Consider the following 26,961-nt stretch of genomic DNA (forward strand, 5'->3'; position numbering starts at 1 on the left):
ATGGATTTAAATCATTTAGCAAATATAGCCATTGAAGCGGCACTTTCTGCTGGAAAAATTATTCAGAAACATCTAAATGATAACCTTATTGTAGAGCAAAAAGAAGGTGGTTCTAATTATGCTTCTCAGGTAGTGACAAAAGTAGATCGTGAATGTGAACATATTATTTTATCGCATTTAATACCCACTTGTAAAGTGTTTGATATAGGCTTATTATCAGAAGAAACAGATGATGATAAAAGCCGATTTGAAAAAAATTTCTTTTGGTGTATAGACCCTTTAGATGGTACACTAGCATTTATTAATAAACAACCTGGATTTTCTGTATCTATTGCTTTAGTTGCTAAAGATGGAACGCCTGTAATTGGCGTTGTGTTTAATCCTAGCACTGAAACACTATATCATGCTATAAAAGGAAAGGGCGCTTATAAAAATAGAAGTCCTTGGCATATTAAAAACACGAATGACTATTTAACTTACGTGACCGATAAAAAATTAAAAGACACTCCTAAGTCTTCTAAAATACAAAGCATACTTAACACACATAAAACCAATTTAGAATTAAAAGACATTAAAGAAATTTCAGGAGCAGGCGCAGTACTAAATGTCATTTTAGTTTTAGAAAACGGGCCTGCATGTTTTTTAAAACTACCTAAAGATGACCTAGGAGGAGGCAGTATTTGGGACTTTGCAGCCACAGCTTGTATTTACCACGAACTGGGGTTACTGGCAACAAACTTTAAAGGTGAACTATTAGATTTAAATAAAAAAGATGGTGCTTTTATGAATCATCAAGGGGTTTATTATTCCAATTTAAAAAAACGTGAATGACTACCAGTATTCAATAATATAAAAGATTACTGTTCCGCCTTACGCATAAACTCCTCACATTTTTCTACCATGTTTTTACTGCCACAAACAAATGGTACACGTTGGTGCAACTCGGTTGGCACCACATCCATAGTTCGTGTAAACCCATCACTAGATTTTCCATTAGCTTGCTCTGCTAAAAAAGCCATAGGATTACATTCATATAACAAACGTAGTTTTCCATTAGGATTTTTTGAGCTTTGTGGATATAAATAAATACCGCCTTTAATCATATTTCTGTGAAAATCAGAAACCAAAGATCCTATATATCTCGATGTATACGGTCTGTCTTCTTCTTCTTGTTGACAATATTTAATATAATTTTTTATACCCTGAGGGAAGTGAATATAGTTCCCTTCATTTACAGAATAAATATTGCCATCTTCGGGAAATTGCATATCCGGATGTGATAAATAAAATGATCCTATAGCTGGGTTTAATGTAAATCCATTTACACCGTCACCAGTGGTATAAACAAGCATCGTAGATGTCCCATAAACCACATAACCTGCTGCTACTTGTTGGCTTCCTTTTTGAAGGAAATCTGCTAAAGTAACTGGAGTTCCAACTGGAGTTACCCGTCTATAAACAGAAAAGATAGTTCCTACGGAAACATTAACATCGATATTCGATGAGCCATCTAATGGGTCAATTAAAACAATATATTTATTCTGATTATTTTCATCTTGACTATTAATCGAAATAAAGTCATCTTCCTCCTCACTTGCAATCCCACAAACAATATTTCTTTTAGTTAGTGTTTGTATAAATTTTTCATTCGCATAAACATCTAGTTTTTGTTGATCTTCACCTTGAATATTTGTATCGCCTGCAGCACCAATTATATCAACCAATCCTGCTTTATTAACTTCATGGTTTACAACCTTTGCTGCCAATCGAATAGAATTAATAAGTCGAGATAATTCGCCCGAACTATACTTAAACGACGTTTGATTTTCAATAATAAACTCACCTAAAGTTTGATTTTTTCTAGACATGAAAACGTTTTTTTGTTTGTGCAAATATCTGTTAATTTTTAACTAACTACAACGTTTTCGTAAAAGATTAATGTGTTTAAATATTTAACTTTAAACTATATTTGATATTATTTTAAAAATATGAAATATAATATAAGAAACGCTAACAAGAATGATATGGCAGAAGTTCTTGAATTAATAAAAGAACTAGCTCATTTCGAAAAAGAAGCTGATGCTGTTGAAGTTACTGTTGAAGATTTACAAAGAGATGGTTATGGAGAAAATCCCAGATTTCATTGCTTTGTTGCAGAAGTAGATTCAAAAATAGAAGGCATTGCTTTAGTATACAACCGCTACTCCACATGGAAAGGAAGGGTTTTACACCTTGAAGATTTAGTGGTAAGCAAAAAAATGAGAGGTGCTGGCATAGGTACTGCTCTTTTAGATGAAGTTGTTAAATATGGGTACCATTTGGGTGTAAAACGCATTAATTGGGAAGTGTTAGATTGGAACGAACCAGCCATTACTCTCTACGAAAAAAAAGGTGCTGATGTAAAACGCGATTGGGATGTGGTGCATTTAAATGAAATGGGGATTAAAAATTATGTAGCAAACCTATAATATGCAAGTATTCAAATTTGGTGGTGCATCGGTTAAGGACGCAAATGGTGTAAAAAACTTAGCGACGGTGTTACAAAAAGTGGGGTATAAAAATACTTTAATTGTAGTTTCGGCAATGGGAAAAACCACCAACGCTATCGAGCTTGTTTTAAAAAATTATTTTGAAAATAAAGCTGAATTACAAAGTTCGCTACAGGAGGTTAAAAAATTTCATAATGAAATTTTATTAGATTTATTTGATAATGAAAATCATCCAGTCTTTAAAAAAATAACAACACTTTTTGGTGAATTAACTAGTTTTTTTAAAACCAATAAATCACCTGATTACAACTTTGTTTACGATCAAACCATTGGTTATGGCGAACTCATTTCGACCACTATTATAAGCGAATACTTAAACACAATTGGCATAAAAAACAATTGGATAGATGTACGCAATCAAATAAAAACCGATAATTATTACAGGCGAGCGAATGTGAATTGGGACGACACACAACGCTTAATAACCTCACAATTCAACAAAAATGTTTTAAATATTACACAAGGTTTTTTAGGAAGTGATTCCAATAATTTTACAACTACCCTTGGAAGAGAAGGAAGCGACTATACCGCAGCCATTTATGCTTATTGTTTAAATGCCGAAAGCGTTACCATATGGAAAGATGTTCCGGGGGTTTTAAATGCAGATCCGCGTTATTTTGAAAATGCACAATTACTTAATAAAATATCGTATCGAGAGGCTATAGAATTGGCTTTTTACGGTGCCTCAGTTATTCACCCAAAAACATTACAACCTCTACAAGGAAAAGAAATTCCGCTTTATGTTAAATCCTTTTTAAATCCTGATAAAATAGGTACAATGGTTGGTAAAAACACCACTTTAAAACCTATGATTCCTTGCTTTATTGTTAAGAAAAACCAAGTCCTTATTTCTTTATCATCTTTAGATTTTTCATATATCGTAGAAGACAATATTAGCGCTATTTTTAAGTTATTACACCAATATAAAATGAAGGTAGATGTTATTCAAAATTCAGCCATCAGTTTTTCAGTTTGTGTAGATAATATTTATAACAATCTCGATAAATTATTACATCATTTAAAAGCAAAATTTAAAGTAACTTGCAACGAAAATGTATCACTTTACACAATTCGTCATTATAATGACAATGCCATAAAGCAAATTGAAACTGGTAAAACCGTGTTATTAAAACAATTAACACAAGAAACAATTCAAGTAGTAACTAAATAGTTTATTTAGTACATTTACACTCATGACCAAACAACAAGATACTGGACTTGTAACCGCCAAAGAAGTAGCCAAAGCCATACAATTAGACAAATATGGTTTTATAGGTACTTTTATTGGTTGGCTTTTAATGAAAGTTCTTAAAATATCTACACTTAATAAATTTTACAATAGAAATAAGCACCTAAAAGACATCGAGTTTTTGGATAGCATATTAAATGAATTTCAAATAAAGTTTGAAATCCCAGAAGAAGACTTAAAACGACTTCCTAAAGATGGTGCTTATATTACAATTTCTAATCATCCGCTTGGAGGTATTGATGGAATTTTACTTTTAAAATTGATGCTAGAGCAACGCAAAGATTTTAAAATCATAGCCAACTTTTTACTACATCGAATTGAGCCGATGAAACCTTACATTATGCCTGTAAATCCTTTTGAAGATAGGAAAGATGTAAAATCTAGTATTGCTGGTTTTAAAAACTCTATTCTGCATTTAAGAGAAGGCCATCCGCTTGGGGTATTTCCTGCAGGAGAAGTTTCAACTTATCGAGATGGTAAGTTAGTAGTTGATAAACCATGGGAAGAAGCAGCTATGAAACTTATCAAAAAAGCTGAAGTCCCTGTAGTTCCCATTTATTTTCATGCTAAAAACAGTAAGTTATTTTATAAGCTTTCTAAAATTAGTGATACGTTTAGAACCGCAAAGTTACCCTCAGAAGTTTTAACACAGAAAAGGCGTGTTATTAAAGTTAGAATAGGGAAGCCTATTTCTGTAAACGACCAAAAAGAACACACAACACTTAATGAATTTACGGATTTTTTAAGACGAAAAACCTATATGCTTTCCAATGCTTTTGAGGATAAATCGAAAATATTAGATAATATTTCGTCAACACTTAAAGTACCAAAAGCACCTAAAAAAATTGTAACTCCTGTTAATTCAGAAATCATGATTTCTGAAGTTGAAGCACTTAAAAAAGAAGATTGCAAACTACTTACTAGTAAAAATTACGAAGTGTATTTAGCGCCTGCTAAAAGTATACCTAACATATTAAGAGAAATTGGGCGTTTACGAGAAATCACCTTTCGGGAAGTGGGTGAAGGCACCAATGAATCTATCGATTTAGATGGTTTTGACACCTATTACCACCACATGTTTTTATGGGATAACGAAAACAATTTAATAGCCGGTGCCTATAGAATGGGATTGGGTTCTCAAATCTTTGAACGTTATGGAATTGATGGTTTTTATTTACAAGACTTGTTTCGGTTTGAACCCGAATTATATAAAATGATGAGCCAATCCATAGAAATGGGACGCGCTTTTATTATAAAGGAATACCAGCAAAAACCAATGCCTTTATTTTTACTTTGGAAAGGTATTGTGCATACCACCTTACGCTATCCAGAACACAAATTTTTAATTGGTGGTGTAAGTATCAGTAATCAGTTTTCAAATTTCTCAAAATCATTGATGATTGAATTTATGAAATCACATTATTACGACCCTTATATTGCACAATATGTGCATCCAAAAAAGGAATTTAAGGTGAAATTAAAAGATGCCGATAAAGAGTTTGTATTTGATGAAACCGAAGCCGATTTAAATAAATTCGACAAAATTATTGATGAGGTCGAACCAGGAGCATTACGCTTACCTGTACTCCTTAAAAAGTACATAAAACAAAATGCACGATTAGTAGCTTTTAATGTTGACCCATTATTTAATAATGCTGTTGACGGACTTATGTACATTAAAATTGCAGACTTGCCCGAAAGCACGGTACGACCTGTTATGGAGGAGTTTCAAGCAGAGTTGGAGCGCAAGTTTGTTGAGAATAATGGTGGTTAGCTAAATCTTATTCTAACCCGTTTTAATTTGAAAACTGCACATCAAAATCTAATATTTGTTGCTTTAATTTTTTAACAAGTTCAGGATTTTTATTTGCAACATTAACTTGCTCTTCTATATCATTTTCCAAATTATAAAGAGCTACTTGAAATTCACCCTCTTTTTCTAAATTCCAACCTAGACTTTTTAAGATGTGTAATTTCCATTTTCCATGACGCACAGCTTCTAATTCGCCATTTCTACCGTAAAAATAAAGTGATCGTTCCCCTAAGCTTATAGCTTTAGGATACATTAAAAATTCTAAAATATTATCGCCATCTAAATCCTTTGATTCATTAAAATTAGCATTACAAATACTGACAAAAGTTGGAAACAAATCCAATGTAGTTACCATTTCTGAACTTACAATACCTGATGGAATTTTATTTGGCCATGTAATAATTCCAGGAACCCGTTGTCCGCCTTCCCATGTTTGCGCTTTATGCCCCTTTAAAGGATTAGCCGAACCTATTTCTGGACCATTATCCGAAGTAAAAACAATTATAGTGTTTTCATAAATGCCTGCTTCCTTTAAAGCTTTAACGATTTCGCCAGCACTCCAATCGAGTTCCATAATAACATCTCCATATAAACCCAGTTTACTTTTACCTAAAAACTGCTCTGAAGCATATAATGGAGTGTGAGGCATATTATGTGCTAAATACATAAAAAAGGGTTGGTCTTTTTTTCTATTCTTTATTTGTTGAACCGCTTCTTCTGTATACATTTTAGTTAAATATCTTTGATCTAAACCTTTGTCTATTAATTTTTTATTTCTATAAAACGGTAAAGGTGGTGACTGATAATCTATATGAGAATAATAATAATTATCCATATCATTAGAGTAAGGCACACCATAAAACTCATCAAAGCCTTGATTATTGGGCATATACTTTTCTTTATGTCCTAAATGCCATTTCCCAATACAAGACGTTGTATAGCCATTATCTTTGAGTAACTCTGCCAAAGTATATTCTTTAGGGTCTAAACCTTCTTCAGAAAAAGGAGAAAGTACACCTTTGTGTAAATTAACACGCTTAGGATATTTACCTGTAAGTAATCCTGCCCTAGAAGGCGTACAAACTGTTGCTGGCACATAAAAATCTGTAAACTTAATACCGTCGTTGGCTAAGGCATCAAAATTAGGTGTTTCAAAACCTACAGCTCCATAAGAACCTGTGTCTGCATATCCTTGGTCGTCTGTAAAAAAGATAATGATATTTGGTTTATCATTATTTACTTTTTCTTGGCAAGCATTTAGCAGTATTCCTAATAGAAAAACATTTAAAGCAAAAGTTAAAGTTTTCATTTATTAAAATAAAGTTTATAACAATACTACTTAAAAAAAGAATTATAAACAAAAAGCTCTATTTGTTCTATTTTGAAAAAATTTCAAATAGAATGTACGTGAAAATTTATAAAAGTGTGATTAAACTAAATTATACTCCTCTACAAAATCCTTAAAATACCCCTTAATTTCTTCTCGTGCTTTTAAAAACGCTGCATGCTTTTCTGCTTCAGTTCCAATAACTTTTGATGGATCGAAAAAATTATGATGCAATCTCGTTGCATTTTTACTTGGGATATACGGACAGTTTTCATTGGCATGATCGCAAACCGTAATAATATAATCGAAATCTACATCAGCATATTCATCTACATGATTTGAAGTGTGATGATCAATATTTAATCCATCTTCTTTCATAATAGCTAAAGCTCCAGGATTTAATCCGTGGGTTTCAATACCTGCACTATATACTTTTACCGTGCTGTTATCTAAAAAATGATTTAAATATCCATGTGCCATTTGGCTTCGGCATGAATTTCCTGTGCATAATACTAGAATGTTTTTCATTTAAAAAGTCTTCTTTTTATTTCCGCAAAGGCAGAAATTTTTTTTTAATTTAACTTTATTTATTTTGTCGCTAATACACGAATCAACTATTTAGAGCTTAATAGAAATCAACGTCAAACTGAACTCGTTTCTGTTTCTTATAATACTAATTATAGGATGAGATTCTGAAATAAATTCAGAATGACGAAATTATTTAACAACAATTTCCATCAGGCGTACAACATGGCTCATCGTTAGCTAAAACTAATTCTTTTTCTTCAGATACTCCGCAAGTTCTTTTAGCTTTGCAATCTGTTTTTTCAATGGCTAATTTAACTATTAAGTCATTACCTCGTATTTCAAAATCGTTAACAAATAGTTGGGCTGTATTAAACGTAGCGTTGCTATATTCAAATTTCACCTCAGCATCTAAAATATAAGATTTCATAGTGCCAACTTTTTTAAGAATAGCCATGGCTTTGTAAACCGACATGTATTCTGTTTTACCAATCTCATTTGGGCTTTCCCAAAGTTGAATAATGGTCTCTTTCCATGCATCGGTTTGTGAGCCACAGTCAACTGAATCTATTGAAACATGTTTTACTTCGGTTATATGATAATTAGCACCAACTAATTTATTTGGCGCATATTCAAACAATAAATATTTGTCTTTGTTTTGTTCTAAAACGGTAAATAATTCTTGTGTTTTCATAATAAATCTATTTAATTATTTTATAATTGAAAATATATTTGATGATGTATTAAAAGGCCTTTCGACTGCGCTCAAGGTGACATCTTCATAAAATTTAATTAACAACAGTTTAATTTTGTGGTATTAAAGAATGCATTTAATTGCTTTTGTAAAGCAGTCCATCGCTCTATATTAATACAATAGCACATACTTTTACCTTCAACCTCTCCCTTAAGCAATCCAATGCTTTTTAGTTCTTTTAAGTGTTGAGAGATTGTGGCTTGCGCTAAACCTATTTCTTCAACTAAATCGTTACAAATACATGCATTCTGATTGCTTATATATTGTAAAATAGCCACACGAGCAGGATGCCCAAGTACTTTAAAAAGTTGCGCTAAGTCGTTTTGTTGTTCAGTAAATATTTGTGATTTTGTAATTCCCATAACAATACATTTTAATATTGCAATATTACGATGTTAAATTAAATTAAAAAAGCCAAAATGTATTTATTTTGGCTTTCTGTATTTTATATATTGACTTTCAAAGGATTAAAACCAAGGTTTTTTACCAACTTGATAGGTGTTATAAAATTCTTCGTCAGATTTTGTAAGATAGATGATACCTTCAATTAGTCCAACAATTCCAGCTAAACTAGCTCCAATACCGCAGGTAATAAATCCTAAAACTAATGTTATAACTAAAAGAATAATACCTTCTTTATTATAACCTAGAATAAACTTGTGGATACCTAAAGAACCTAGTAGAATAGCTAAAACACCAGCTAACACTTTTTTGTTTTCGCCTGAAGCGAAAGTTTCTTTGGCACTTTCGGTAAATTCTGAAGCTGTTTCTTTAGCTTCATTAGCAAACTCTTTTGCTTTTTCTTTCGCTTCTTCGGCAAATTCACCTGCTTTATCGGCAGCTTTTTTTGCACCTTCTTTAGCATCGCCTAACATATCGTTTAGGTCATCACTTAAATTTTTTTCGTCAGACATATTATTTAATATTTTGGTTTGATTATAAAATTAATAAAAATGTTTAATAAAATCTAAATTACATTGGCTTTAGATTGATATTCAACTAATAAGTCTATAAACAACAGTTATTGTTACAAACACTTATAAATAATAAACTACCTAAATAACATAACAATACCGCCTATAGCCGTAACAATTAAAATAAACCGCCTATAATTTATATTTGAAATTAATTTCACAATGTATGCTCCTAAGAAAAAGCCCAAAATAACAGCAGGAATTAATACCGAATTTAAAACTAAAGATTCTGGAGTAACCGTTTTCCAAATAAAAATATGAAAAGGTAGTTTAAACACATTTATAATAAAAAATAACCATGCAGCAGTACCTATAAATTCATTCTTAGGAAAACGCATGGCTAAAAAATAAATATTAGAAATTGGGCCTGCTAAATTACCAATCATTGTAGTAAAGCCTGCTAAAAACCCTGTGCCAATAGAAAATAATTTATGGGTTGGTACTTTGGTTGATTTTCTGTTTTCTGTATAAAACATAATAATAACAGAAGCAATAATTATTATTGCCATTAGTTTTTTAAAAATGTCTTCGGAAATATCGTTTCCAACCCAAACACCTACTAAAACACCAACAATCATAAATGGTATTAGTTTTTTTACAATGTTCCATTGAGCGTGCCTATTATAATAAATTACCGCAAAAACATCTGCCACAATAAGCATAGGAAGCAATATACCTGTTGATGCTTTTTCGCCAAAAACGAAAGCAAGAACGACTACAATAATGATTCCTATACCTTTAATTCCTGATTTAGATAAACCCAATAAAAAAACTGCAAAACCAATGGCCATCCATTGCAATGCAGTTAAATGATAAGATTGAAGAATTTCTAGATAAGTCAATATAGCTTAAATAATAAAAAGGCAAATTACGGGAATTTTTCAAATTCTACATAAAGATTCTCGATTTCACTTCGACTTCACTCAGTGACCACGCGGGAATGACAATTTCATTTGAAATCTCTTCACTAAAAAAGCTAAGAGAAATTTTTTATCATTTACAAAAAAGCACTATCTATTGGCTCCCAAAGTTCTATTTTATTACCATCGTTATCTAAAATCCAACCAAATTTTCCATATTCAAACTCCTGCATTTCCCCAACAATAGTTACGCCCTCATCTTTTAAAACTTTTAATAATTCCTCTAAATTCTCAACTCTATAGTTAAACATAAAGTCTTTTTTTGATGGCTCATAATATTTTGTGTCTTCTGGAAATGCACTCCATTGTGTTGTACAATCTTTTCCGTCTTTATCCTTCCACTTAAAGGTACAGCCGTAATCATCGGTATTAAAACCTAGATGTTTTTTATACCAATCTTTAGTTTTGCTTGGGTTTTTTGTTTTAAAAAATAGTCCTCCAATTCCTGTTACTCTATTTTTCATTTTTTTCTGTTTTTAATCGCATTTTCATAAATCTCAATCCATTCTTCTGTGCTTATTTTTGCGGTTAATTCGCCTATAAGCTCAAAAGGAATATCATTCATTTTTTTTAATCTAATGCAACTCTTACCTATATCTAATTTGTACTTACAGCGTTTCGCATACTCAGTTGTAAACCAATCATAGATTTCTTTTTTAGCGTAAATAACCATACTATAAACAGCTATAAAGTTTTTTTGTGATGCTAAATTCATAAACGGTAAAGGCAAACTCATATCGCAATGATATCCACTTGGGTATACCGAATGTGGTATGACATAACCCAACATACCATAACTCATTTGCTCTTCTACGCCTTTAGGAAGGTTACTTAAAATTTTCTGCCTTAATTTTTCAATAACCTCTTTTCTGTCTTTCGGAAGTTCATCTAAATATTGTTGTGGCGTGCTCGCTTTTGATTGCATGATTCTTAATTTTTACGTTGAAGTATTAATCCTGATATTAAAGAAATAATAAATCCTATTACAGTTACTAAAGCAAGCATAAATAAAGCTCCCATTCCACTTGTCATTTCAATAACCTCATCACCTCTTCCTTCATCAATTAGCATTTGCGCATAGTCTTTAAAGAAATTGGGGTTTAAAAAAGTAGTATATATATAATCTGCAATTCCTATACCTATTCCTACCAATAATGATATTAGCAGACCAATTATTATAGCTTTACCCAATGAAATAACACCTTGATTAATATTATCTCGGTAATGCTTTATTCCAAAATAAATGAATGATAAAGAAATGAATATCGAAATGTAACCTAATATTTCAAGAACACTGAAACTTAAATTTTTTGCAAATGCTAAGTGAGATAAAAAGATAACAAATCCTGTTATTGCTCCAAAAAGACCGTATTTAATTATTGTAGATTTCATTTTTGTCTATATTAGTTTATACATGCTGATCGATAAGAATGGTATTCCCATCGGGATCAAACAACACGAGACTTGCAGGACCATCACTATTTTCATCGGCTTCTCTTTCTAGCTTTATTGATTTAGATTTTAAATGCTTTTGAATATCGCGAACATCGGTAAAATCATCTAATTTATTTGCGCTTTCATCCCAACCTGGATTAAAGGTTAAAATATTTTGCTCAAACATCCCTTGAAAAAGACTAATTAATGCATTGCCATTTTTCATGATTAAATAATTCATTTCAATAGCGCCTGCAAAAACACTAAACCCAAGATTTTCGTAAAATGCTTTTGATTCATTTAAGTCTTTTACACTTAAGCTTACAGAAAATGCTCCTAATTCCATATGATTCTATTTTAAAAGATTAATAACACCTATAAAAGTAGTTTAAGTCTCTTCTTTAGAGCTCATACTAAAGTACGAATTTTAAATAATTTGTAGATTTTTTGCTATCTGCAACGCCTGAGTGCGACGTTTGGCATTTAATTTAACTAGCAAATTTGAAACATGTGTTTTTATGGTACTTTCTGAAAGAAATAATTTATCGGCTATTTCTTGGTTTGATAATCCGAGAGAAATGTGTTGTAAAACTTCATATTCTCGATTGGTAATTCCTAAATCATCAATTTTTTTATGATTGATTTCTATCGAAACTTTGTTGTGTTTTTGAAGACTTTTTTTATTAATATAAATGCCTATAAAAAAGAAAACAATAGCAATAATAGCAACTATTATTTCTGTTTTTAAATCCCCTGAAACGATGGCGTATTTACCAATTTGAAACAATAGCAACAAAGCTAAAATTAGAAGCGCGAATACTAAAACGGTTTTCTTCATAAGCGAAAGTTAACAAAATTTCGCTTTAATTTTATCTACAATAGTTTGTGCTAACTTTTCTTTGCTTTCAACAGTCCAACCCGCAACATGGGGCGTTAATAAAATATTTTCGGCTTGTATTAAATATTGAAATGCCTCTGGCATAGTTGAAGAAAATAAGTTTTCGAATGATGCTTTTTCGTATTCTAAAACATCTAATCCAGCACCTAAAACTTTACCAGATTGTAATGCCGAAACCAAATGGTTAGTCACCACACTTTTACCGCGTGCCGTATTAATTAACCAAAACGATTTTGCAAATTGATTGATAAAAGTGTCATTAACCATGTTAGTGGTTAAAGGTGTTTCTGGCGTGTGCAAACTTAAAACATCTACTTTTTGTTGTAGTTCTTTTAATGAAACCTGTTTCGCATTCTCATCTCCAACCTGGTCTTTAATATCATAACATAAAACAGTTACATCAAAACCACGTAACTTTTTTGCAAAAGCTTTTCCCATATTGCCATAACCAATAAGTCCAACTGTTTTTCCATCGAGTTCTAAACCACGATTTTCTTCACGCAACCATTTGCCAGCTCTAACTTCTTTATTCGCTTTATTTAATTTATTAAATAGTGAGAGTAGCATTGCCAAACTATGTTCGCCAACTGCATTACTGTTGCCTTCTGGTGCTGCAATTAGTGTAATTCCCTTTTGCTCGGCGTAATCGCAATCTATGTTTTCTAAGCCTGCACCAACGCGTCCTATAAATTTTAAGTTAGTTGCGGCATCTAAAAAAGTTTTGTCTATTGAAAAACGACTGCGAATAATGAATCCGTCGTATTTATGAATTTTGGCTTTAATGTCTTCTTTTGAAGCTGTGTAATCTTCATCGTTTGTAAATCCTAAATCGTTTAGTTGATTTATTAATAATTCGTGATTGGTATCGAGATGTAGAATTTTCATAAGGTTGAGACACTTCGACTGCGCTCAGTGTGACATATTAGTTATTAATTCAAAGATATAATTAATGGGATACTGAAACAAGTTCAGCATGACGAAAGTTATATTTTTGGATATTGTGCATATGTCTTTTCGTGTTGTATGTTTCCTGTATGTGCCGTATTTAGTTTTTCGAATAATAGCACATGTACTTCTTCTCCATTTTTTGTACAAGGATTATGTTCGACTCCTTTAGGCATTCGACTTAGCTCAATGCAAGAGTTTTGCGTTAGGGATTGAACGGTATGTTTGAGCTCGCTGACCATAGGAGGCAGCGAGTAGTGAAAGCCCGCCTCCTTTTTTGGGTAACGCCCAAATGAAAAAGAACTAAATGCCTAATATCATTTTTGCTATCATGAAATATAGAAGAATACCTAATATATCGTTGCTTGTAGTAATAAATGGGCCTGTGGCTATAGCAGGATCAATGCCTTTTTTATTTAAAAATAATGGCACAAATGTACCTATTAAACCTGCAACTATAATTACGGCAACTAACGACACTGAGATTGCTAATGCTAAATCAATTTTTGATTCGTAAACCCACACAAAAAAGAAAAGAAAAACAGCCAAAATAAAACCATTAAGTGCCGCTAAAAGCATTTCTTTAATAAGTCTGCTATTAACACTTCCCTTTACATCGTCATTAGCTAAACCTTGAACTATAATAGCACTGGATTGCACACCCACATTTCCTGCCATAGCTGCAATTAACGGTGTGAAAAAGAATAATTTAAAAGCATCTCCTGTAAAAGATTCTTCGAAACCACCCATAATTAAAAAGGCTCCAATACCTCCAATAAGCCCTAAAAACAGCCATGGAATACGTGCTCTAGTAAGTTGTAAAATACTATCATCGGCTTCTACTCCTTGTGTAATACCTGCTGCCAATTGGTAGTCTTTATCGGCTTCTTCTCTTAATACGTCTACGATGTCATCAATGGTGATTCTGCCTAAAAGAATATGGTTGTCGTCTAACACTGGAATCGCTTCCAAATCGTATTTTGCCATAATTTTAGCAACATCTTCTACATCGTCATGAACATTAACATAATCTACATTAACTTTAACTAAGTCTGCTATTTTTTGGTCGCTTTTAGCAACAATTAAATCTTTTAATGATAGACGACCAATAAGCTTTTCTTCCTTATTTACTACATAAATAGAATGTACTCTTGTTACTTCTTTGGCTTGTCCACGAATTCTACGCATACAACCTGCAACAGTCCAAGTTTCGTAAACTTTAACCAGCTCTTTTGCCATAAGTCCACCGGCAGTATCTTCATCATAAGCTAAAAGTTCTTGAATCTCAGATTTATGCTCTTCATCTTCAATTTGAGAAATAACCGCTTCCTGTCGTTCTTCTGAAAGTTCGGAAATAATATCTGCGGCATCATCGGTATCTAACTCCTCTACTTCTTCGGCAATTTCTTTTGCTGATAGATTTTTTAAAACCTTTTCTCGATTATCTTCATCGAGCTCCATTAATATTTCTGAAGTGGTTTCAGAATCTAATAGTTTAATAACATACACCGCTTCTTCCAGATTTAACTCATCTAGAATTTCGGCTATATCGGCATGATGAAACTCATTAAGAAGTGTACGGAGTTCCTTATCGTTATTAACTTCAATAAGTTGCTCTACTTGCTTTACAAGCTCTTTTGTTAGTTCGAATTGTATGTTTTCTTTTTCTTCGGACATAAGACACTTCGACTGCGCTCAGTGTGACAATTAATGGATTATAAAATATCGTTTTCAATTAATTGCGTAAGCTCGATAAAGGCTTCTACACTTAATTGTTCTGGTCGTTTGCCAAATATAACATTTGCTTTTAAATTATCGGATAAATTGAATGTTTTTAAACTGTTCCGAAGTGTTTTTCTCCGTTGTTGAAAGGCTGTTTTTACTGTTTTAAACAATAGTTTTTCGTCGCATGGTAAGGTGTAATTTTCTTTTCTAGTAAGTCTTAAAACACCTGATTCTACTTTTGGTGGTGGATTAAAGACCGAAGGTGGTACCGTAAATAAATACTCTGCATTATAAAAAACTTGTGTTAAAACAGATAGAATACCATAAACTTTACTGCCTTCTTTTGAGCAAATACGTTGCGCTACTTCTTTTTGAAACATGCCTGAAAATTCTGGAATTTGATCGCGCATTTCTAAAGCTTTAAAAACGATTTGCGTTGAGATATTGTATGGGAAGTTACCAATAATAGCAAATGGTTCGCCTTTAAAAACATCGTTTAAATCGTACTTTAAAAAATCTTTTTCTATAATTCTTGGCGCAAGGTTTAAGTAGTTGGCTTGTAAATAATCTACCGATTCGGTATCAATTTCTATAACATAGGTTTCAATATCCTTTTTAAGTAAATACTTGGTTAGCACACCCATCCCTGGGCCAATTTCTAGAACTTTTTTGTAATTTTTTAGAACTAAGGTATCAGCAATTTTTTGTGCGACAGACTCATCATTTAAAAAATGTTGTCCTAAATGTTTTTTTGCTTTTACTTGATGTTGATTTGGTTTGTATGCCACAGATAAATGAATATTAAGTTACTATCAGCAAAAAGGCTTTTCGACTGTATCCTAGATAATAATCTTAGGTATATAGAAAACTGACAACAATTATTCTTTGTTGTTTTTATATTTTAAATTCTAAAAAGTTAAAACATTTGCCCATTTTAAAAGAAACATAATTAGAAGCGTAATTCCGGTACTAGTGTATATCGTACCTTGCCAATAAAAAAGTCTAGTTCCCCATTGATTCCATAATTTTTTACCATATTCCTTTTTGAAATGACCACTAGTTAGCCTCCAAAAAAGGAAAGTAATTATTAAAAAAAGTGATATTGCTATTACCCAAATATTTTCCATTAGTGTAATTTTTAGTCTATTACATTTTTAATAATTGTCAACAAAGCTAAGCTATTTAAAATTCACAGTATATTCATCTACAATTTGAAGCTCGGTTCTGAATGCGAGCATTTTATCTGCGAATTTTTTCAGTCCTTCAATTCTCATTTTTTCGGCATCTTCTCGATAATAAGCATCTAAAGCTTCGCGTGAGTACGAACGGTATTGAATAGAATAGGTTTGTCCGCCCATATCTTCTTCTACCAAAACCTTGGTTAGTGTTACCTTTTCAAATTTCCCTGTGCCTAACACTTGCGGAATGTGTTCTTTAATCCATGTGAGCCATTCTTCGTGAATGCTTTCGTCTATGTTTACAGTTACGTTGTATATAATCATGTAGTGAAAATATTATGAGATTTCTGGCTATGCTAGAAATGACAAAAATTTATAATGCTTTTGCAAATAACAGGAGTTCTTTGTCTTCTTCAAAGGGATTTATTCTTTTTTCGAAAACCAAACCTAGTTTTTCTAATAATTTAATTGAATTATGATTATCTGGGTTAGTAATCGCGACTACTTTTTTAAGCTTGAATTCTGATTTGGCAAGCTTCATAATTTCAACGGATACTTCGAATCCAAATCCTTTGCCTTCATATTCTGGAAGAAAACCAAAACCTATATCAACATCATCTAATTCGTCTCTTTTTATGAGTCCTACTGTTCCAATTGTTTTATTATTTTCTGCTTTTAATAATACTTTATAAAACCCAAAACCATTGTCTTTATAACTTTTTAAGTGACTATTTTTTATAGCTTCTTCGGCATCTTTTACAGACCTGATGTTTCTATCTCCAATGTACTTTAACCAATGTGGGGTGTTCATCAACTCTAGAAAAAAAGGAGCATCTTTTAATGTGACTTTTGATATTATTAATCTTTCTGTTTCAACTATTATCATAATTTAATTTATAGCATCGCCACGCAACGCTCTGTATTTTTTTCGTGCTTCAACAAAGTAAATACTATCCACGTGATTAAAAATAATTTGCTCGTATAAGGCTTTTGCTTTTTCGGGTTCATTCAAATACTGTTCATAAATATGGGCTAATTTATAATAGGCATCGTCCACTAAAATACCATCTCCGTAATTGGCAATTATTAATTCGTAATTGGTTTGCGCTTTTTCAAATTGCGCTTTTTCTTCAAATAACTGTGCTTGTTTAAATAAGGCTTGTGCTACTATGGGTTCGGTTTTATGATTTTCTAAAATAGTGTTTAAAACCAAAATTGCTTCATCATCTTTATTTTGAAATGCCAATAAATCGGCTTTAGAATATAGTTTTAATGCTGTTTGTAAAGAGTCTTCGTATTTATTGTCTGTAATTAATAATTTTAAATCGAGAGCATCATTGGCTATGAGTTGCGAGGTTGAAGCTTTTAAAATTTTAAGCTGAGATTCTGCCCACTTAAAATCGCCTTTAAAATAACTCGTTTTGGCGACTTTATAACGTGCTTCTTGAGAAAGTGTACTGTTTTTTAAGTTGCGTTGTATTTGCGTGTAATAAATTAAGGCTTTATTAAATTTTTCTTGAAGTACTAAAATATCGCCCAATTCTAGTTTAACTTCTGCTTTTTCAAATTCGGTTAATGGTAATTTTAAGGTGTTTTCTAAAAAATCAATAGCGTCATTCGTTTCATTATTATAAAATGCTAAAAAATGTGCATAAGCTACTTGTAATTTTAGGGTTTGCGGAAAGATGCCAAATTCTTTAAACAACTCTAAATATTTATTGTTTATAGCTTTATAATTATCTGACGAACTTGCTTTAGTTTCAAGCTGTAAAAGATTGTAATGTGCATACAATTGGGTTTCTAAATCTTGAGCTGTTTCAATTAAAAATTTGAAGATTTCTTCGGCAACTTTATTATGGTTTTCATTTACAGTAATATTAGCCAACTCTTCAATTCTACTCAAACTTTCTGGCTGTCTGCTAAAAATAGCCTTCTCTTGTATAAATGCTTTTTTAAAATCTTTTTGCTGAATAAATAGCCAACTCAACATTTCATTCCAAAGTAGATTGGGCTCTTGTTGCATTTTTTTTAGCAGCACTTTTTTGAATAAAATATTGTTTTCATTCGTGCTGTTTTCACTTATAAAATCATTAATAAACCGTTTAATATTATTTAAAGACACTGGGGTTTTTTCTGCAAATTCAATATAGCTAACAAACATTTTTTCAACATTTCCTTGTTCTCCATAAATTTTAGCAAGCTGAAACTTAAAATTTAATTCAGGTTTTAAAACCATGGCTTTTTCGTAAACCGTAATGGTTTCATTTAATAAGGTGTGATTTTGAAAACTTCGCGCCACAGAAAACGCATTATTAACATTTTCATCTAAACTATTTATGGCTTTTTGGTAATATAAATTTGCGTTTTCTAAATCGTTTTTAAGTTGGTAATTATAGCCTAACTCAACCAAAAAAGCAGGGTATTTAATTCTGTTTATTAATCTTAAAAGAAACACTTCAGCTTCGTTATACTGCTCTAATTGCTGATGAGTAGTAACAAGTTGATTTATATAATTTATGTTTGAAGACGATTTTGCGTATAGTTTCTTATACTCATAAAGTGCTTTTTCAAAATCTCCTTTATTAAAATAGTCTTTTGCTACAGCATCATCTTGTGAAAATGTATTTGTGCAAAAAAACAGACATAAGATAAAAAGAATCCTCATCTTGTAAAGATAACAAATGTACTTATTAGAAATTGTTGAACTTATCTTAAATTTTTGATGAGATTCTGATTTTCATCGGGATTAATTCAACTAACTACCTATTGTTCTTTTAAAACCTTCATAAATTAGAATTTCATTAAAAAAATGCCCGAATTTTTATTCGGGCACTAACCAACCAACAATATCTTTTCTATTAACAACCGTTAATTTAAAAACAATATTACACAAGATTGGGGACAGTCTTAAAATTCTCAATACATGAGAATGACTATTTTAATAAAGAAAATTAAGTTTTTAATAAATACTTATTTATTTACTACTACTGCAGTGGCATTATTTTCAATTTTAGATATTTCGAAATCTGAAAATAAGACCTTGCCTGCAACTAAAACTAATGCAATTAAAAGCACTAAGCGTTTAATATTTTTCATGGTAGGTTAAGTTTACGCGTTTGGTTGGAGCTAACTTCTAAAATATATTTTGAATTGCAAAAGAAATTGAAACAAAATCGTTGAATAGCGTTTATTTTTTGCACTTCATCGATTTTAAAGAATTACAAAACCAATATTTGTAAGTTTTAGGCTTCTTTTTAAAATTTATAATTCAACTAATCAATAATTGAAAAACCAGTATAAGATTGCAATACTTCCGGGATTACAATACCATCTTTAGTTTGATAATTTTCTAAGATGCCTGCAAGTACTCTTGGTAATGCTAAAGCACTTCCGTTTAGTGTATGTGCTAATTCGTTTTTACCATCACTATTTTTAAAACGTAATTTTAAACGATTGGCTTGAAAGGTCTCAAAATTAGAAATAGAAGATATTTCTAACCATCTATCTTGTGCTGTAGAAAACACTTCAAAATCGTAAGTTAATGCAGATGTAAACCCTAAATCGCCACCACAAAGTCTTAAAATTCTATATGGTAATTTTAGCTCCTGCAAAATGGTCTTTACATGGTTTACCATGCCATCTAAAGCTTCGTAAGATTTTGTTGGGTGTTCTACTCTTAAAATTTCAACTTTATCAAACTGATGTAATCTGTTTAACCCTCTTACATGCGCACCGTAACTTCCTGCTTCGCGACGAAAACACGGTGTATATCCTGTAATGCTTACAGGTAATTCACTTTCACTTAAAACCACATCTCTAAAAATATTGGTTCCAGGCACTTCGGCAGTTGGTATTAAATACAAATTATCTTCGGTAACATGATACATTTGCCCTTCTTTATCTGGTAATTGACCTGTACCAAAGCCTGAAGCTTCGTTAACTAAATGTGGTAATTGATATTCAGTATAACCTGCTGCAGTATTTTTATCTAAAAAATAAGTTATTAAAGCGCGTTGTAATCTGGCACCTTTGCCTTTATAAACGGGAAATCCTGCACCAGTAATTTTATTACCAAGTTCAAAATCTATTATGTCGTATTTCTTGGCTAATTCCCAATGAGGTAGAGCTTCATCATGCAAAACGGGAATATTACCTTCTTTGAAAACTTCTTCGTTATCTTCATCTGTATTTCCAGAAGGAACAATTTCGTTTGGCACATTGGGTATTTTATATAATAACTCATTTAATGCTTCAGTTTTATTATTAAGTGATTCATTAAGCTCTTTTGATTTATCTTTTAATTCGCTCGTTTTTTCTTTTAAAGCATTGGCTTTTTGCGCTTCGCCAGATTTGTATAAGTTCCCAATTTCTTTTGATAATGCATTCGATTCAGCCAAAGTGTTATCCAATTCGGTTTGAATACGTTTTCTGTCTTCATCAAAAAGAATAACCTCATCAATCATTTTTGAAGCGTCAATATTTCTTTTTGCTAATCGTGCAATTACCAAATCTTTGTTTTCTCTAATAAAAGGGACTTGTAACATAAGTAAAAAATTTAAGCGACAAATTTAATGAATTACATATAGAGTAAAGCGATATTTTTGACCTAAAAGTATTTAGAAACTGACTTGATTATTAGGTCTTGATTACACTTCGACTGCGCGCTCAGTGTGACATCTTTATATTTGAATCTTATTTTGAAGGTAAAATCCAATCGTTGTGTTTAAAATAATTCCAAGACACATGAGCTAAATCAACATCTGGATTTATAAGTTGTTTATGCGGTTTCCCGTTAACACTTACTTTACAATTTACATAAACCGAAACATTTTGCCCAGCCTTTTTAAATTGCTTTTTTAAATGTTGCGAAAATTGCCAAATAGCATCTGGTTTTGTACTTACTACTCGTTTTTGTTTTAGAGTTAAATAATCGTCTAAATTAATAATGTAGCTATTGCCTGTTTCCTTATTTTCAACTCTATAAGTTGCAGTTCCACTTTTAGCTCTAAGCATCATGCGCCACGACAACCTATGACCTTCTTCTGTCCAAAGCACACTGTCTTTTATAAAATGATGCCGTAATGGTAACCCTATTTGAATCAAAAAATATATTAAAAATAGTGCAATTAATGGAGTTTTATATTTTGGAACAATACCTTCATCTAATTCATAAAAAACTTTCTTTTTTAAAAATAACTGTTGAATGGTTTTAGGGTTGAAAAAAAACACGGTAAAAGCCAATGCCAAATACGGAAAAATGCCTATTTGAAACACAAATGAGTTAAATAAATGAAAAAATATAGCTGTAATAAACGCCCATTTTCTAGTTGGTTTAAACAGTAACAACGGAATGATTAAACCATCAAAAAAAATGCCTCCATAAGCCAAAACATAATGCACCCATTTTTGTTGAAGCAACTCGCCAACTAAAATATAGTTTTGTTTGCTTTTCATAAGTATTTCCATAACATTAGCGTTTAACCAATCTGGATACAATTTTGCTACTGAAGCATAGGTGTAAACAATGAATAATTGAAGCACAAAAACGAAATTACACCACTGTGGCATAGCGTAACTTTTAAGTTTTGGGTTTAGTTTTACATCTATTGAAGCATACCTATTTGCAGGCATAAAAACCATAATACTACTTATAAGCATTAATAAATAGTAGTGATTATTATACGATGATTTTTGCATGAAATACGTAGCAGACCACATAATTGTAAAGGCAATAATACTTAATCTGTATTTGTAACCTAACATAATGCATAAAGAAAATATGCCCATAATTACATAATACAAATACATACCATTACCTGGTAAGGGTTGCAACCACTCGAAACCTATAAACGAAAATGTAAATTCTGGGTCGATAAAAACACGTTTTACCCAACCCGTATAAATAGCACCAACTGATTCTAAAAAACAAAGAATACCAAAAAAAACTCTAAAAACTATTAATGCAGAATTATCAATATGTTTAAATAACCATTTATTTAGCATGATGTTTTGCGATGTATGCTAGTGCAGCTTCTTTATCTTTTACTAATTGATTTTTTAAGGCTTCAATTGAATCAAATTTTTTCTCATCGCGAATACGCTCATGCAAATCTATTTGAATGGTTTTGTTGTAAATATCTTTATTAAAATTAAAAAAATGAACTTCGATACTTTGGGTATTTCCATCAACAGTTGGATTTACACCAATATTTAACATCCCAAATATTTTTACATCATTAATTATCGAACTCACTATATAAGATCCATATTTAGGTATTAATTTATAATCTTCTTCAACCTTTATATTAGCAGTAGAAAAACCTAATTGTCTGCCTAATCCTTTCCCTTTAACTATAGCTCCAGTAATCATAAAAGCATAGCCTAAAAACATATTAGCTCTAGCAATATCGCCGTCGTTTAAAGCCTTTCTTATTTTGGTAGAACTTACTGCAACATCGTTAATATCTTGAGCCGAAATTTCTTCAACTTCAAAATTATAGGTGTTTCCAAAGCGTTTTAAATCTTCAATATCGGCGTTTCGGTTTCTACCAAATCTGTGGTCGTAACCAATAATTACTTTTTTAGCATGTAATTTATCAACCAGAATTTGCTTAACGAAATCTTCGGCTGAAAGCCTTGAAAATTCTTTAGTAAATTTTTTAATTAGCAAGTAATCTAAACCTAATGCGTCTAATATCGCGTGGCGTTCATCAATAGTATTTATTAATTTTATTGACGAATCTTTTTGCAAAACCATTCGCGGATGCGGAAAAAAAGTGAGAATTACAGATTTTAATCCTTCTAATTTCCCAGCATTAATTAATCGTTTAACAATCTTTTGATGTCCAATATGTACACCATCAAAAGTGCCAATAGTTACTACTGTTGGTTTATCTGGTAGAGTATTTAAGTTACGCTTTGTTTTCAAGCTTTTAATTTTACACAAAACTAGGTATAATGTAGTTTATAACAAACCTAAAATTCTCTATTGTAATATAATAATTTGATTTATTTCGTTTATAATTTGAGGAACTTCTTCAATCTTGAAATTTAAACTAATTTTAAGATTTTCATTATCTACTTTTACTACTGATAATTTTCCTTGATTAATTTTATAATATCCTGTTTGCCCTTTACAATAACACCATCTTGCAAAAAACAATTTTTCATTTTGTAAATTAGTTGTTTCTATCTCTAAGTTTACAGGATTTAACTCCATAAAAACCTCTTCTCTATAGCCTCCATCAACATAATTAGGGTTTTCATTCTTTTTGTACTCAAACTTTAAAACTAAATAATTGCCATTTGACATTTCTGGATAACTCATCCCCAAGTTATCCGTTTTAATTTGTAGGGTTTTATTTTTATAAACTTCTAAAGAACAAACACCATTTTCTGGACAGTTAACAATACTAACACCCTTAGTGTTTATTGGTTTTATTTTGTTTTTTGCCTTACATGAAACTAAACAAATTACCAGATATAATCCATATAAATACTTCATAAACAAATATATGTTATTTTAAAATGATAGCTTAATTTTTGTAATTTATACTTTAACGGAGTATTTTTAGCAGACTATATTAAAACTCCATCTTTAATTATTATGAAATATTTTTACATAAAAAACTATTTATACCTACTTCTGTTTTCATTTTTTTTAACAAGTCTTTCCGCTCAAAATAATAAAGCGTTTTGGACTAAGGTAACTAATGAAGAAGCCTCAATAGGTAAAAAAGGTATTAGAAAAACAGAACCTTTAAAGTCTGTTTACTATCAATTAGACATAAATAAATTAAAAACTGCTTTAAGTAGTGCTCCAAAACGTAGTGTTAAAAATGAAGTATCAAATCTTATTATTCAAATTCCGAATAGCGAAGGTCATTTTGATAATTTTGAAGTAAAAGAATCTTCTGTTCTAGAACCTGACTATCAAGAAAAATATCCAGAGTTAAGAACTTATATAGGTCAAAACATAAAAAATCCATCATCTATAATTAGTTTTAGCGTTACTCCAAAAGGGTTTCATGGCATGGTCCTTTCTTCAAAAACTGGTACTCAATTTATAGATCCTTATACACAAAACAATACTTATATAGTTTATAACAAAGGCGATTTGCCTAGACTAAAAGAAGCCTTTAAATGTTATTTACCAGACGATGCAACTGTTGCAAGAGAAATAAGTAAAAAATCAAAATCTTTTAAAAATGCCAATGATAGTAAATTAAGAACCTTTAGATTAGCATTAGCCTCAACTATTGAATACTCCAAATATCACTGGGAGGCAGCAGGCTTAACAGATGGAGATACTGAAGCCGCAAAAAAAGCGGCAGTATTAGCTGCCATGGTAGTAACCATGAATCGTGTTAACTCTATTTTTCAAAGAGATTTGGCAATTAAAATGACCTTAGTAGACAATAGTAGTATTATTTTTATTGATACAGATAACTTTACTAACAACGATGCAAATCAATTAATTGATGAAAGTCAAAGTGAAATTAATAGCATTATAGGAGCAGCTAATTATGACATTGGGCATACGTTTAGTACAGGCGGCGGCGGATTAGCATCATTAAATTCTCCTTGTGTTGATAATAGAAAAGCTAGTGGGATTACTGGGTCTTCTAACCCTGTTGGAGACGCTTACGATATTGACTATGTAGCCCATGAAATGGGGCATCAGTTTGGTGCGCCTCATACATTTAATGGAAATGCTAGCAATTGTTCAGGTGGAAATAGAACCGCATCTAATGCATATGAACCTGGGAGTGGCACTACTATAATGGCTTACGCAGGAATTTGTTCTCCTCAAAACGTGCAACTTCAAAGCGATACCTATTTTCATCAAAAAAGTATTCAAATGATTTGGGATAATATTACTACTGGTTTAAGTACTTGTGGCACTGAAACTATATTAACCAATAATGCACCTGTTGCTAATGCAGGTCCCGATTATACAATTCCTATTTCTACGGCATATAAGCTCGTAGGAAGCTCAACAGATCCCGATGGCACTACAGGACATACTTACACGTGGGAACAATATGATCTTGGGTCATCTGGTATTCCTGAAGAAACAAATACAGCTGGACCATTGGTTCGTTCATTTGAAGGGACTACAGAGCCAATTAGAAACATTCCTAGCTTTCTAGATTATTTAATTACAAATGGGTCTACTACTTGGGAAAAATTACCATCAGTTAACAGAACGCTTAATTTTGCACTTACAGTAAGAGATAATGATGTTATGGGAACAAATGGTGGTGGACAAACGGATGTAGATTTTGTGCAAATATTTATAAATAGTACTGACCCATTTGCAGTAATAAACCCTATTTCATGGACACAGGGTACTACACAAACTATTGAATGGGTAGTTGGTCAATCAGCTAATGTCGCTACTATTAATTGTCAAAGTGTAGATATTAAATTATCAACTGATGGTGGAGCTACTTTCCCTACTGTTATAGCATCAAATACACCTAACGATGGGGCCTTTTCATATGTGGTTCCAGCAATTGCAGATACATCAACAGCAAGAATATTAATTGAAGCTGCTGATAACATTTTTTATGATATTAGCGATTTCGAGTTTACTATATCTGCCAACCCAGATTTTTTTATTGCTAATGAAACATTAGCCCCTATTTCCTGTGATGATGTAACTGCCACCTATACTTTTGATTACGTTACCGCAAATGGTTTTTCAGAAAACACCACATTTAGTGCTTCAGGAAATCCTGGAGCCTCAACAGTTTCGTTTTCACCAACCAGTAGGACAACTTCTGGTCCTGTAACCATGACCATCTCTAATTTAGATGCTGTATCTCAAAATAATTATACGCTAACCATAACAGGGACGCCAACTGTTTCTTCTTCTAAAAATAAAAATGTAGCTTTTCCTTTTTTTAATAGTAATTGCGTTTCAATAGCAAATATAGATTACGCTACAAGTAGTACACTAGTAGAATTTAACACCATTAGCAATGCAACAGGTAAAGGAGATGATGGCTCTAATCCGCTTATCGATGGTTATAGTGATTATACAAGTATTACTACAGATGTAAACAGAAATAGTTCGTATGATTTAACTGTAAATGTTAATACAGATGGTGGCTTTGGTACAACAACTAAAGTTTGGGTTGATTGGAATCAAAACTGTAGTTTTGATGATGTAGGCGAAGAGTATAATTTAGGTGATGCACTTAATGTAATAGATGGAGCAACTGGTAACTCTCCGCTTTCAGTTACAATTCCACCTGATGCTATTTTAGGAAGCACTTTAATGCGAGTTTCAACTAAATTTGAAGGTGATTTTGGTGGAGAAGTTCCAACTGCTTGCGAAAATGGGTTTGACGGAGAAGTTGAAGATTACACGATTAATGTACAAGCTTCTTTAGCGGTTGAAGAATTTGGTTTTGAAAATTTTACGGTTTTCCCTAACCCAAATAAAGGCGAGTTTACCATAAAATTAAATAGCTCGTTATCTAGCAATATTAATGTAGGAGTTTATGATTTAAGAGGAAGAGCTATTTATAAAAACAAATATAAAGATGCTGGTGATTTTAATGAAAAAATAAACTTAAACCATGTACAATCTGGAATGTATATTTTAACGGTAAAAGATGATAAACGAAAATCTACTAAAAAAATAATTATTGAATAAATAA

28 protein-coding genes and 1 pseudogene are annotated in these 26,961 nt (G+C 31.6%); 5 read left to right on the forward strand and 24 right to left on the reverse strand.

The window, feature by feature from the left end; genetic code table 11:
- Window positions 1–831, forward strand: a complete 831-nt coding sequence (locus RG22_RS07355) for a 3'(2'),5'-bisphosphate nucleotidase CysQ family protein (RefSeq protein WP_034042110.1) — start codon at window positions 1–3, stop codon at window positions 829–831.
- Between the two features lie 26 nt (window positions 832–857).
- On the opposite strand, the gene fbp is transcribed toward RG22_RS07355, so the two are convergent.
- Complete coding sequence (fbp, locus tag RG22_RS07360; RefSeq protein ID WP_034042112.1) at window positions 858–1,868, reverse strand: class 1 fructose-bisphosphatase; 1,011 nt, start codon at window positions 1,866–1,868, stop codon at window positions 858–860.
- A gap of 120 nt (window positions 1,869–1,988) precedes the next feature.
- Between fbp and RG22_RS07365 the strand changes: the two genes are divergently transcribed.
- The 3 genes from RG22_RS07365 to RG22_RS07375 are packed head-to-tail and all read left to right on the forward strand — an operon-like array spanning window position 1,989 to window position 5,572.
- On the forward strand, window positions 1,989–2,468 hold the full coding sequence (locus tag RG22_RS07365; RefSeq protein WP_034042114.1) for a GNAT family N-acetyltransferase: 480 nt from the start codon (window positions 1,989–1,991) through the stop codon (window positions 2,466–2,468).
- Between the two features lies 1 nt (window position 2,469).
- Complete coding sequence (locus tag RG22_RS07370) at window positions 2,470–3,720, forward strand: aspartate kinase (protein WP_034042116.1); 1,251 nt, start codon at window positions 2,470–2,472, stop codon at window positions 3,718–3,720.
- A 22-nt stretch (window positions 3,721–3,742) separates the two neighbouring features.
- Complete coding sequence (locus tag RG22_RS07375) at window positions 3,743–5,572, forward strand: GNAT family N-acyltransferase (protein WP_034042117.1); 1,830 nt, start codon at window positions 3,743–3,745, stop codon at window positions 5,570–5,572.
- A 22-nt stretch (window positions 5,573–5,594) separates the two neighbouring features.
- Here RG22_RS07375 and RG22_RS07380 read toward each other — a convergent pair whose 3' ends face one another.
- The 23 genes and pseudogenes from RG22_RS07380 to RG22_RS07490 all read right to left on the reverse strand — a co-directional run bounded on the left by RG22_RS07380 (window position 5,595) and on the right by RG22_RS07490 (window position 23,795).
- Window positions 5,595–6,920, reverse strand: coding sequence for a sulfatase family protein (locus tag RG22_RS07380; RefSeq protein ID WP_034042118.1), 1,326 nt, complete (start codon window positions 6,918–6,920; stop codon window positions 5,595–5,597).
- A 120-nt stretch (window positions 6,921–7,040) separates the two neighbouring features.
- Window positions 7,041–7,466, reverse strand: a complete 426-nt coding sequence (locus RG22_RS07385; protein ID WP_034042119.1) for an arsenate reductase ArsC — start codon at window positions 7,464–7,466, stop codon at window positions 7,041–7,043.
- A 193-nt stretch (window positions 7,467–7,659) separates the two neighbouring features.
- A complete protein-coding gene (locus RG22_RS07390) occupies window positions 7,660–8,157 on the reverse strand; it encodes a DUF6428 family protein (RefSeq protein WP_034042120.1) in 498 nt (165 codons plus the stop codon).
- A 98-nt stretch (window positions 8,158–8,255) separates the two neighbouring features.
- Window positions 8,256–8,579, reverse strand: coding sequence for an ArsR/SmtB family transcription factor (locus tag RG22_RS07395; protein WP_034042121.1), 324 nt, complete (start codon window positions 8,577–8,579; stop codon window positions 8,256–8,258).
- A 105-nt stretch (window positions 8,580–8,684) separates the two neighbouring features.
- On the reverse strand, window positions 8,685–9,131 hold the full coding sequence (locus RG22_RS07400; protein WP_034042123.1) for a TM2 domain-containing protein: 447 nt from the start codon (window positions 9,129–9,131) through the stop codon (window positions 8,685–8,687).
- 137 nt (window positions 9,132–9,268) lie between these two features.
- Window positions 9,269–10,033 carry a sulfite exporter TauE/SafE family protein gene (locus RG22_RS07405; RefSeq protein ID WP_034042125.1) on the reverse strand — a complete coding sequence of 255 codons (765 nt, stop codon included), beginning with the start codon at window positions 10,031–10,033 and terminating at the stop codon, window positions 9,269–9,271.
- Window positions 10,034–10,188: 155 nt separating this feature from the next.
- Window positions 10,189–10,575, reverse strand: coding sequence for a VOC family protein (locus RG22_RS07410; RefSeq protein ID WP_034042127.1), 387 nt, complete (start codon window positions 10,573–10,575; stop codon window positions 10,189–10,191).
- Complete coding sequence (locus RG22_RS07415) at window positions 10,572–11,036, reverse strand: DUF1801 domain-containing protein (RefSeq protein ID WP_034042128.1); 465 nt, start codon at window positions 11,034–11,036, stop codon at window positions 10,572–10,574. Before RG22_RS07415 ends, RG22_RS07410 begins: the two co-directional genes overlap by 4 nt.
- A gap of 5 nt (window positions 11,037–11,041) precedes the next feature.
- Complete coding sequence (locus RG22_RS07420; RefSeq protein WP_034042130.1) at window positions 11,042–11,503, reverse strand: DUF4199 domain-containing protein; 462 nt, start codon at window positions 11,501–11,503, stop codon at window positions 11,042–11,044.
- A 16-nt stretch (window positions 11,504–11,519) separates the two neighbouring features.
- Window positions 11,520–11,891, reverse strand: a complete 372-nt coding sequence (locus tag RG22_RS07425) for a VOC family protein (RefSeq protein ID WP_034042132.1) — start codon at window positions 11,889–11,891, stop codon at window positions 11,520–11,522.
- 81 nt (window positions 11,892–11,972) lie between these two features.
- A complete protein-coding gene (locus tag RG22_RS18230; protein ID WP_034042134.1) occupies window positions 11,973–12,383 on the reverse strand; it encodes a response regulator transcription factor in 411 nt (136 codons plus the stop codon).
- 9 nt (window positions 12,384–12,392) lie between these two features.
- Window positions 12,393–13,328, reverse strand: a complete 936-nt coding sequence (locus RG22_RS07435) for a 2-hydroxyacid dehydrogenase (RefSeq protein ID WP_034042135.1) — start codon at window positions 13,326–13,328, stop codon at window positions 12,393–12,395.
- Window positions 13,329–13,426: 98 nt separating this feature from the next.
- Window positions 13,427–13,576, reverse strand: a pseudogene (locus tag RG22_RS07440) (cupin domain-containing protein); the annotation flags it as partial.
- 115 nt (window positions 13,577–13,691) lie between these two features.
- Window positions 13,692–15,065, reverse strand: coding sequence for a magnesium transporter (gene mgtE / locus RG22_RS07445; RefSeq protein WP_204244179.1), 1,374 nt, complete (start codon window positions 15,063–15,065; stop codon window positions 13,692–13,694).
- A gap of 38 nt (window positions 15,066–15,103) precedes the next feature.
- Entirely contained in the window at window positions 15,104–15,901 is a 798-nt protein-coding gene (rsmA, locus tag RG22_RS07450; protein ID WP_034042136.1) for a 16S rRNA (adenine(1518)-N(6)/adenine(1519)-N(6))-dimethyltransferase RsmA, read from the reverse strand.
- 390 nt (window positions 15,902–16,291) lie between these two features.
- Window positions 16,292–16,615 (reverse strand): DUF4286 family protein, encoded by a 324-nt coding sequence (locus tag RG22_RS07460; RefSeq protein WP_034042140.1) that lies wholly within the window; start codon window positions 16,613–16,615, stop codon window positions 16,292–16,294.
- Window positions 16,616–16,664: 49 nt separating this feature from the next.
- Window positions 16,665–17,177 (reverse strand): GNAT family N-acetyltransferase, encoded by a 513-nt coding sequence (locus tag RG22_RS07465; protein ID WP_034042142.1) that lies wholly within the window; start codon window positions 17,175–17,177, stop codon window positions 16,665–16,667.
- A gap of 3 nt (window positions 17,178–17,180) precedes the next feature.
- Entirely contained in the window at window positions 17,181–18,956 is a 1,776-nt protein-coding gene (locus RG22_RS07470) for a tetratricopeptide repeat protein (protein ID WP_034042144.1), read from the reverse strand.
- Between the two features lie 305 nt (window positions 18,957–19,261).
- Complete coding sequence (locus tag RG22_RS18195; RefSeq protein WP_262507877.1) at window positions 19,262–19,387, reverse strand: hypothetical protein; 126 nt, start codon at window positions 19,385–19,387, stop codon at window positions 19,262–19,264.
- Between the two features lie 176 nt (window positions 19,388–19,563).
- Window positions 19,564–20,835 (reverse strand): serine--tRNA ligase, encoded by a 1,272-nt coding sequence (serS, locus tag RG22_RS07475; protein ID WP_034042146.1) that lies wholly within the window; start codon window positions 20,833–20,835, stop codon window positions 19,564–19,566.
- A 148-nt stretch (window positions 20,836–20,983) separates the two neighbouring features.
- A complete protein-coding gene (locus RG22_RS07480; protein ID WP_034042148.1) occupies window positions 20,984–22,294 on the reverse strand; it encodes an HTTM domain-containing protein in 1,311 nt (436 codons plus the stop codon).
- The gene (locus RG22_RS07485; protein ID WP_034042150.1) at window positions 22,284–23,219 is read right to left on the reverse strand and encodes a bifunctional riboflavin kinase/FAD synthetase; all 936 of its coding nucleotides are present in this window, start codon (window positions 23,217–23,219) and stop codon (window positions 22,284–22,286) included. Before RG22_RS07485 ends, RG22_RS07480 begins: the two co-directional genes overlap by 11 nt.
- A gap of 57 nt (window positions 23,220–23,276) precedes the next feature.
- Entirely contained in the window at window positions 23,277–23,795 is a 519-nt protein-coding gene (locus tag RG22_RS07490) for a hypothetical protein (protein WP_034042152.1), read from the reverse strand.
- Window positions 23,796–23,897: 102 nt separating this feature from the next.
- On the opposite strand from RG22_RS07490, the gene RG22_RS07495 reads away from it, so the two are divergent.
- The gene (locus RG22_RS07495; protein ID WP_034042153.1) at window positions 23,898–26,957 is read left to right on the forward strand and encodes a reprolysin-like metallopeptidase; all 3,060 of its coding nucleotides are present in this window, start codon (window positions 23,898–23,900) and stop codon (window positions 26,955–26,957) included.
- Window positions 26,958–26,961 lie beyond the last annotated feature (4 nt).

It is taken from the genome of Wocania ichthyoenteri Th78, assembly GCF_000789235.1.
Taxonomy (GTDB): domain Bacteria; phylum Bacteroidota; class Bacteroidia; order Flavobacteriales; family Flavobacteriaceae; genus Wocania_A; species Wocania_A ichthyoenteri.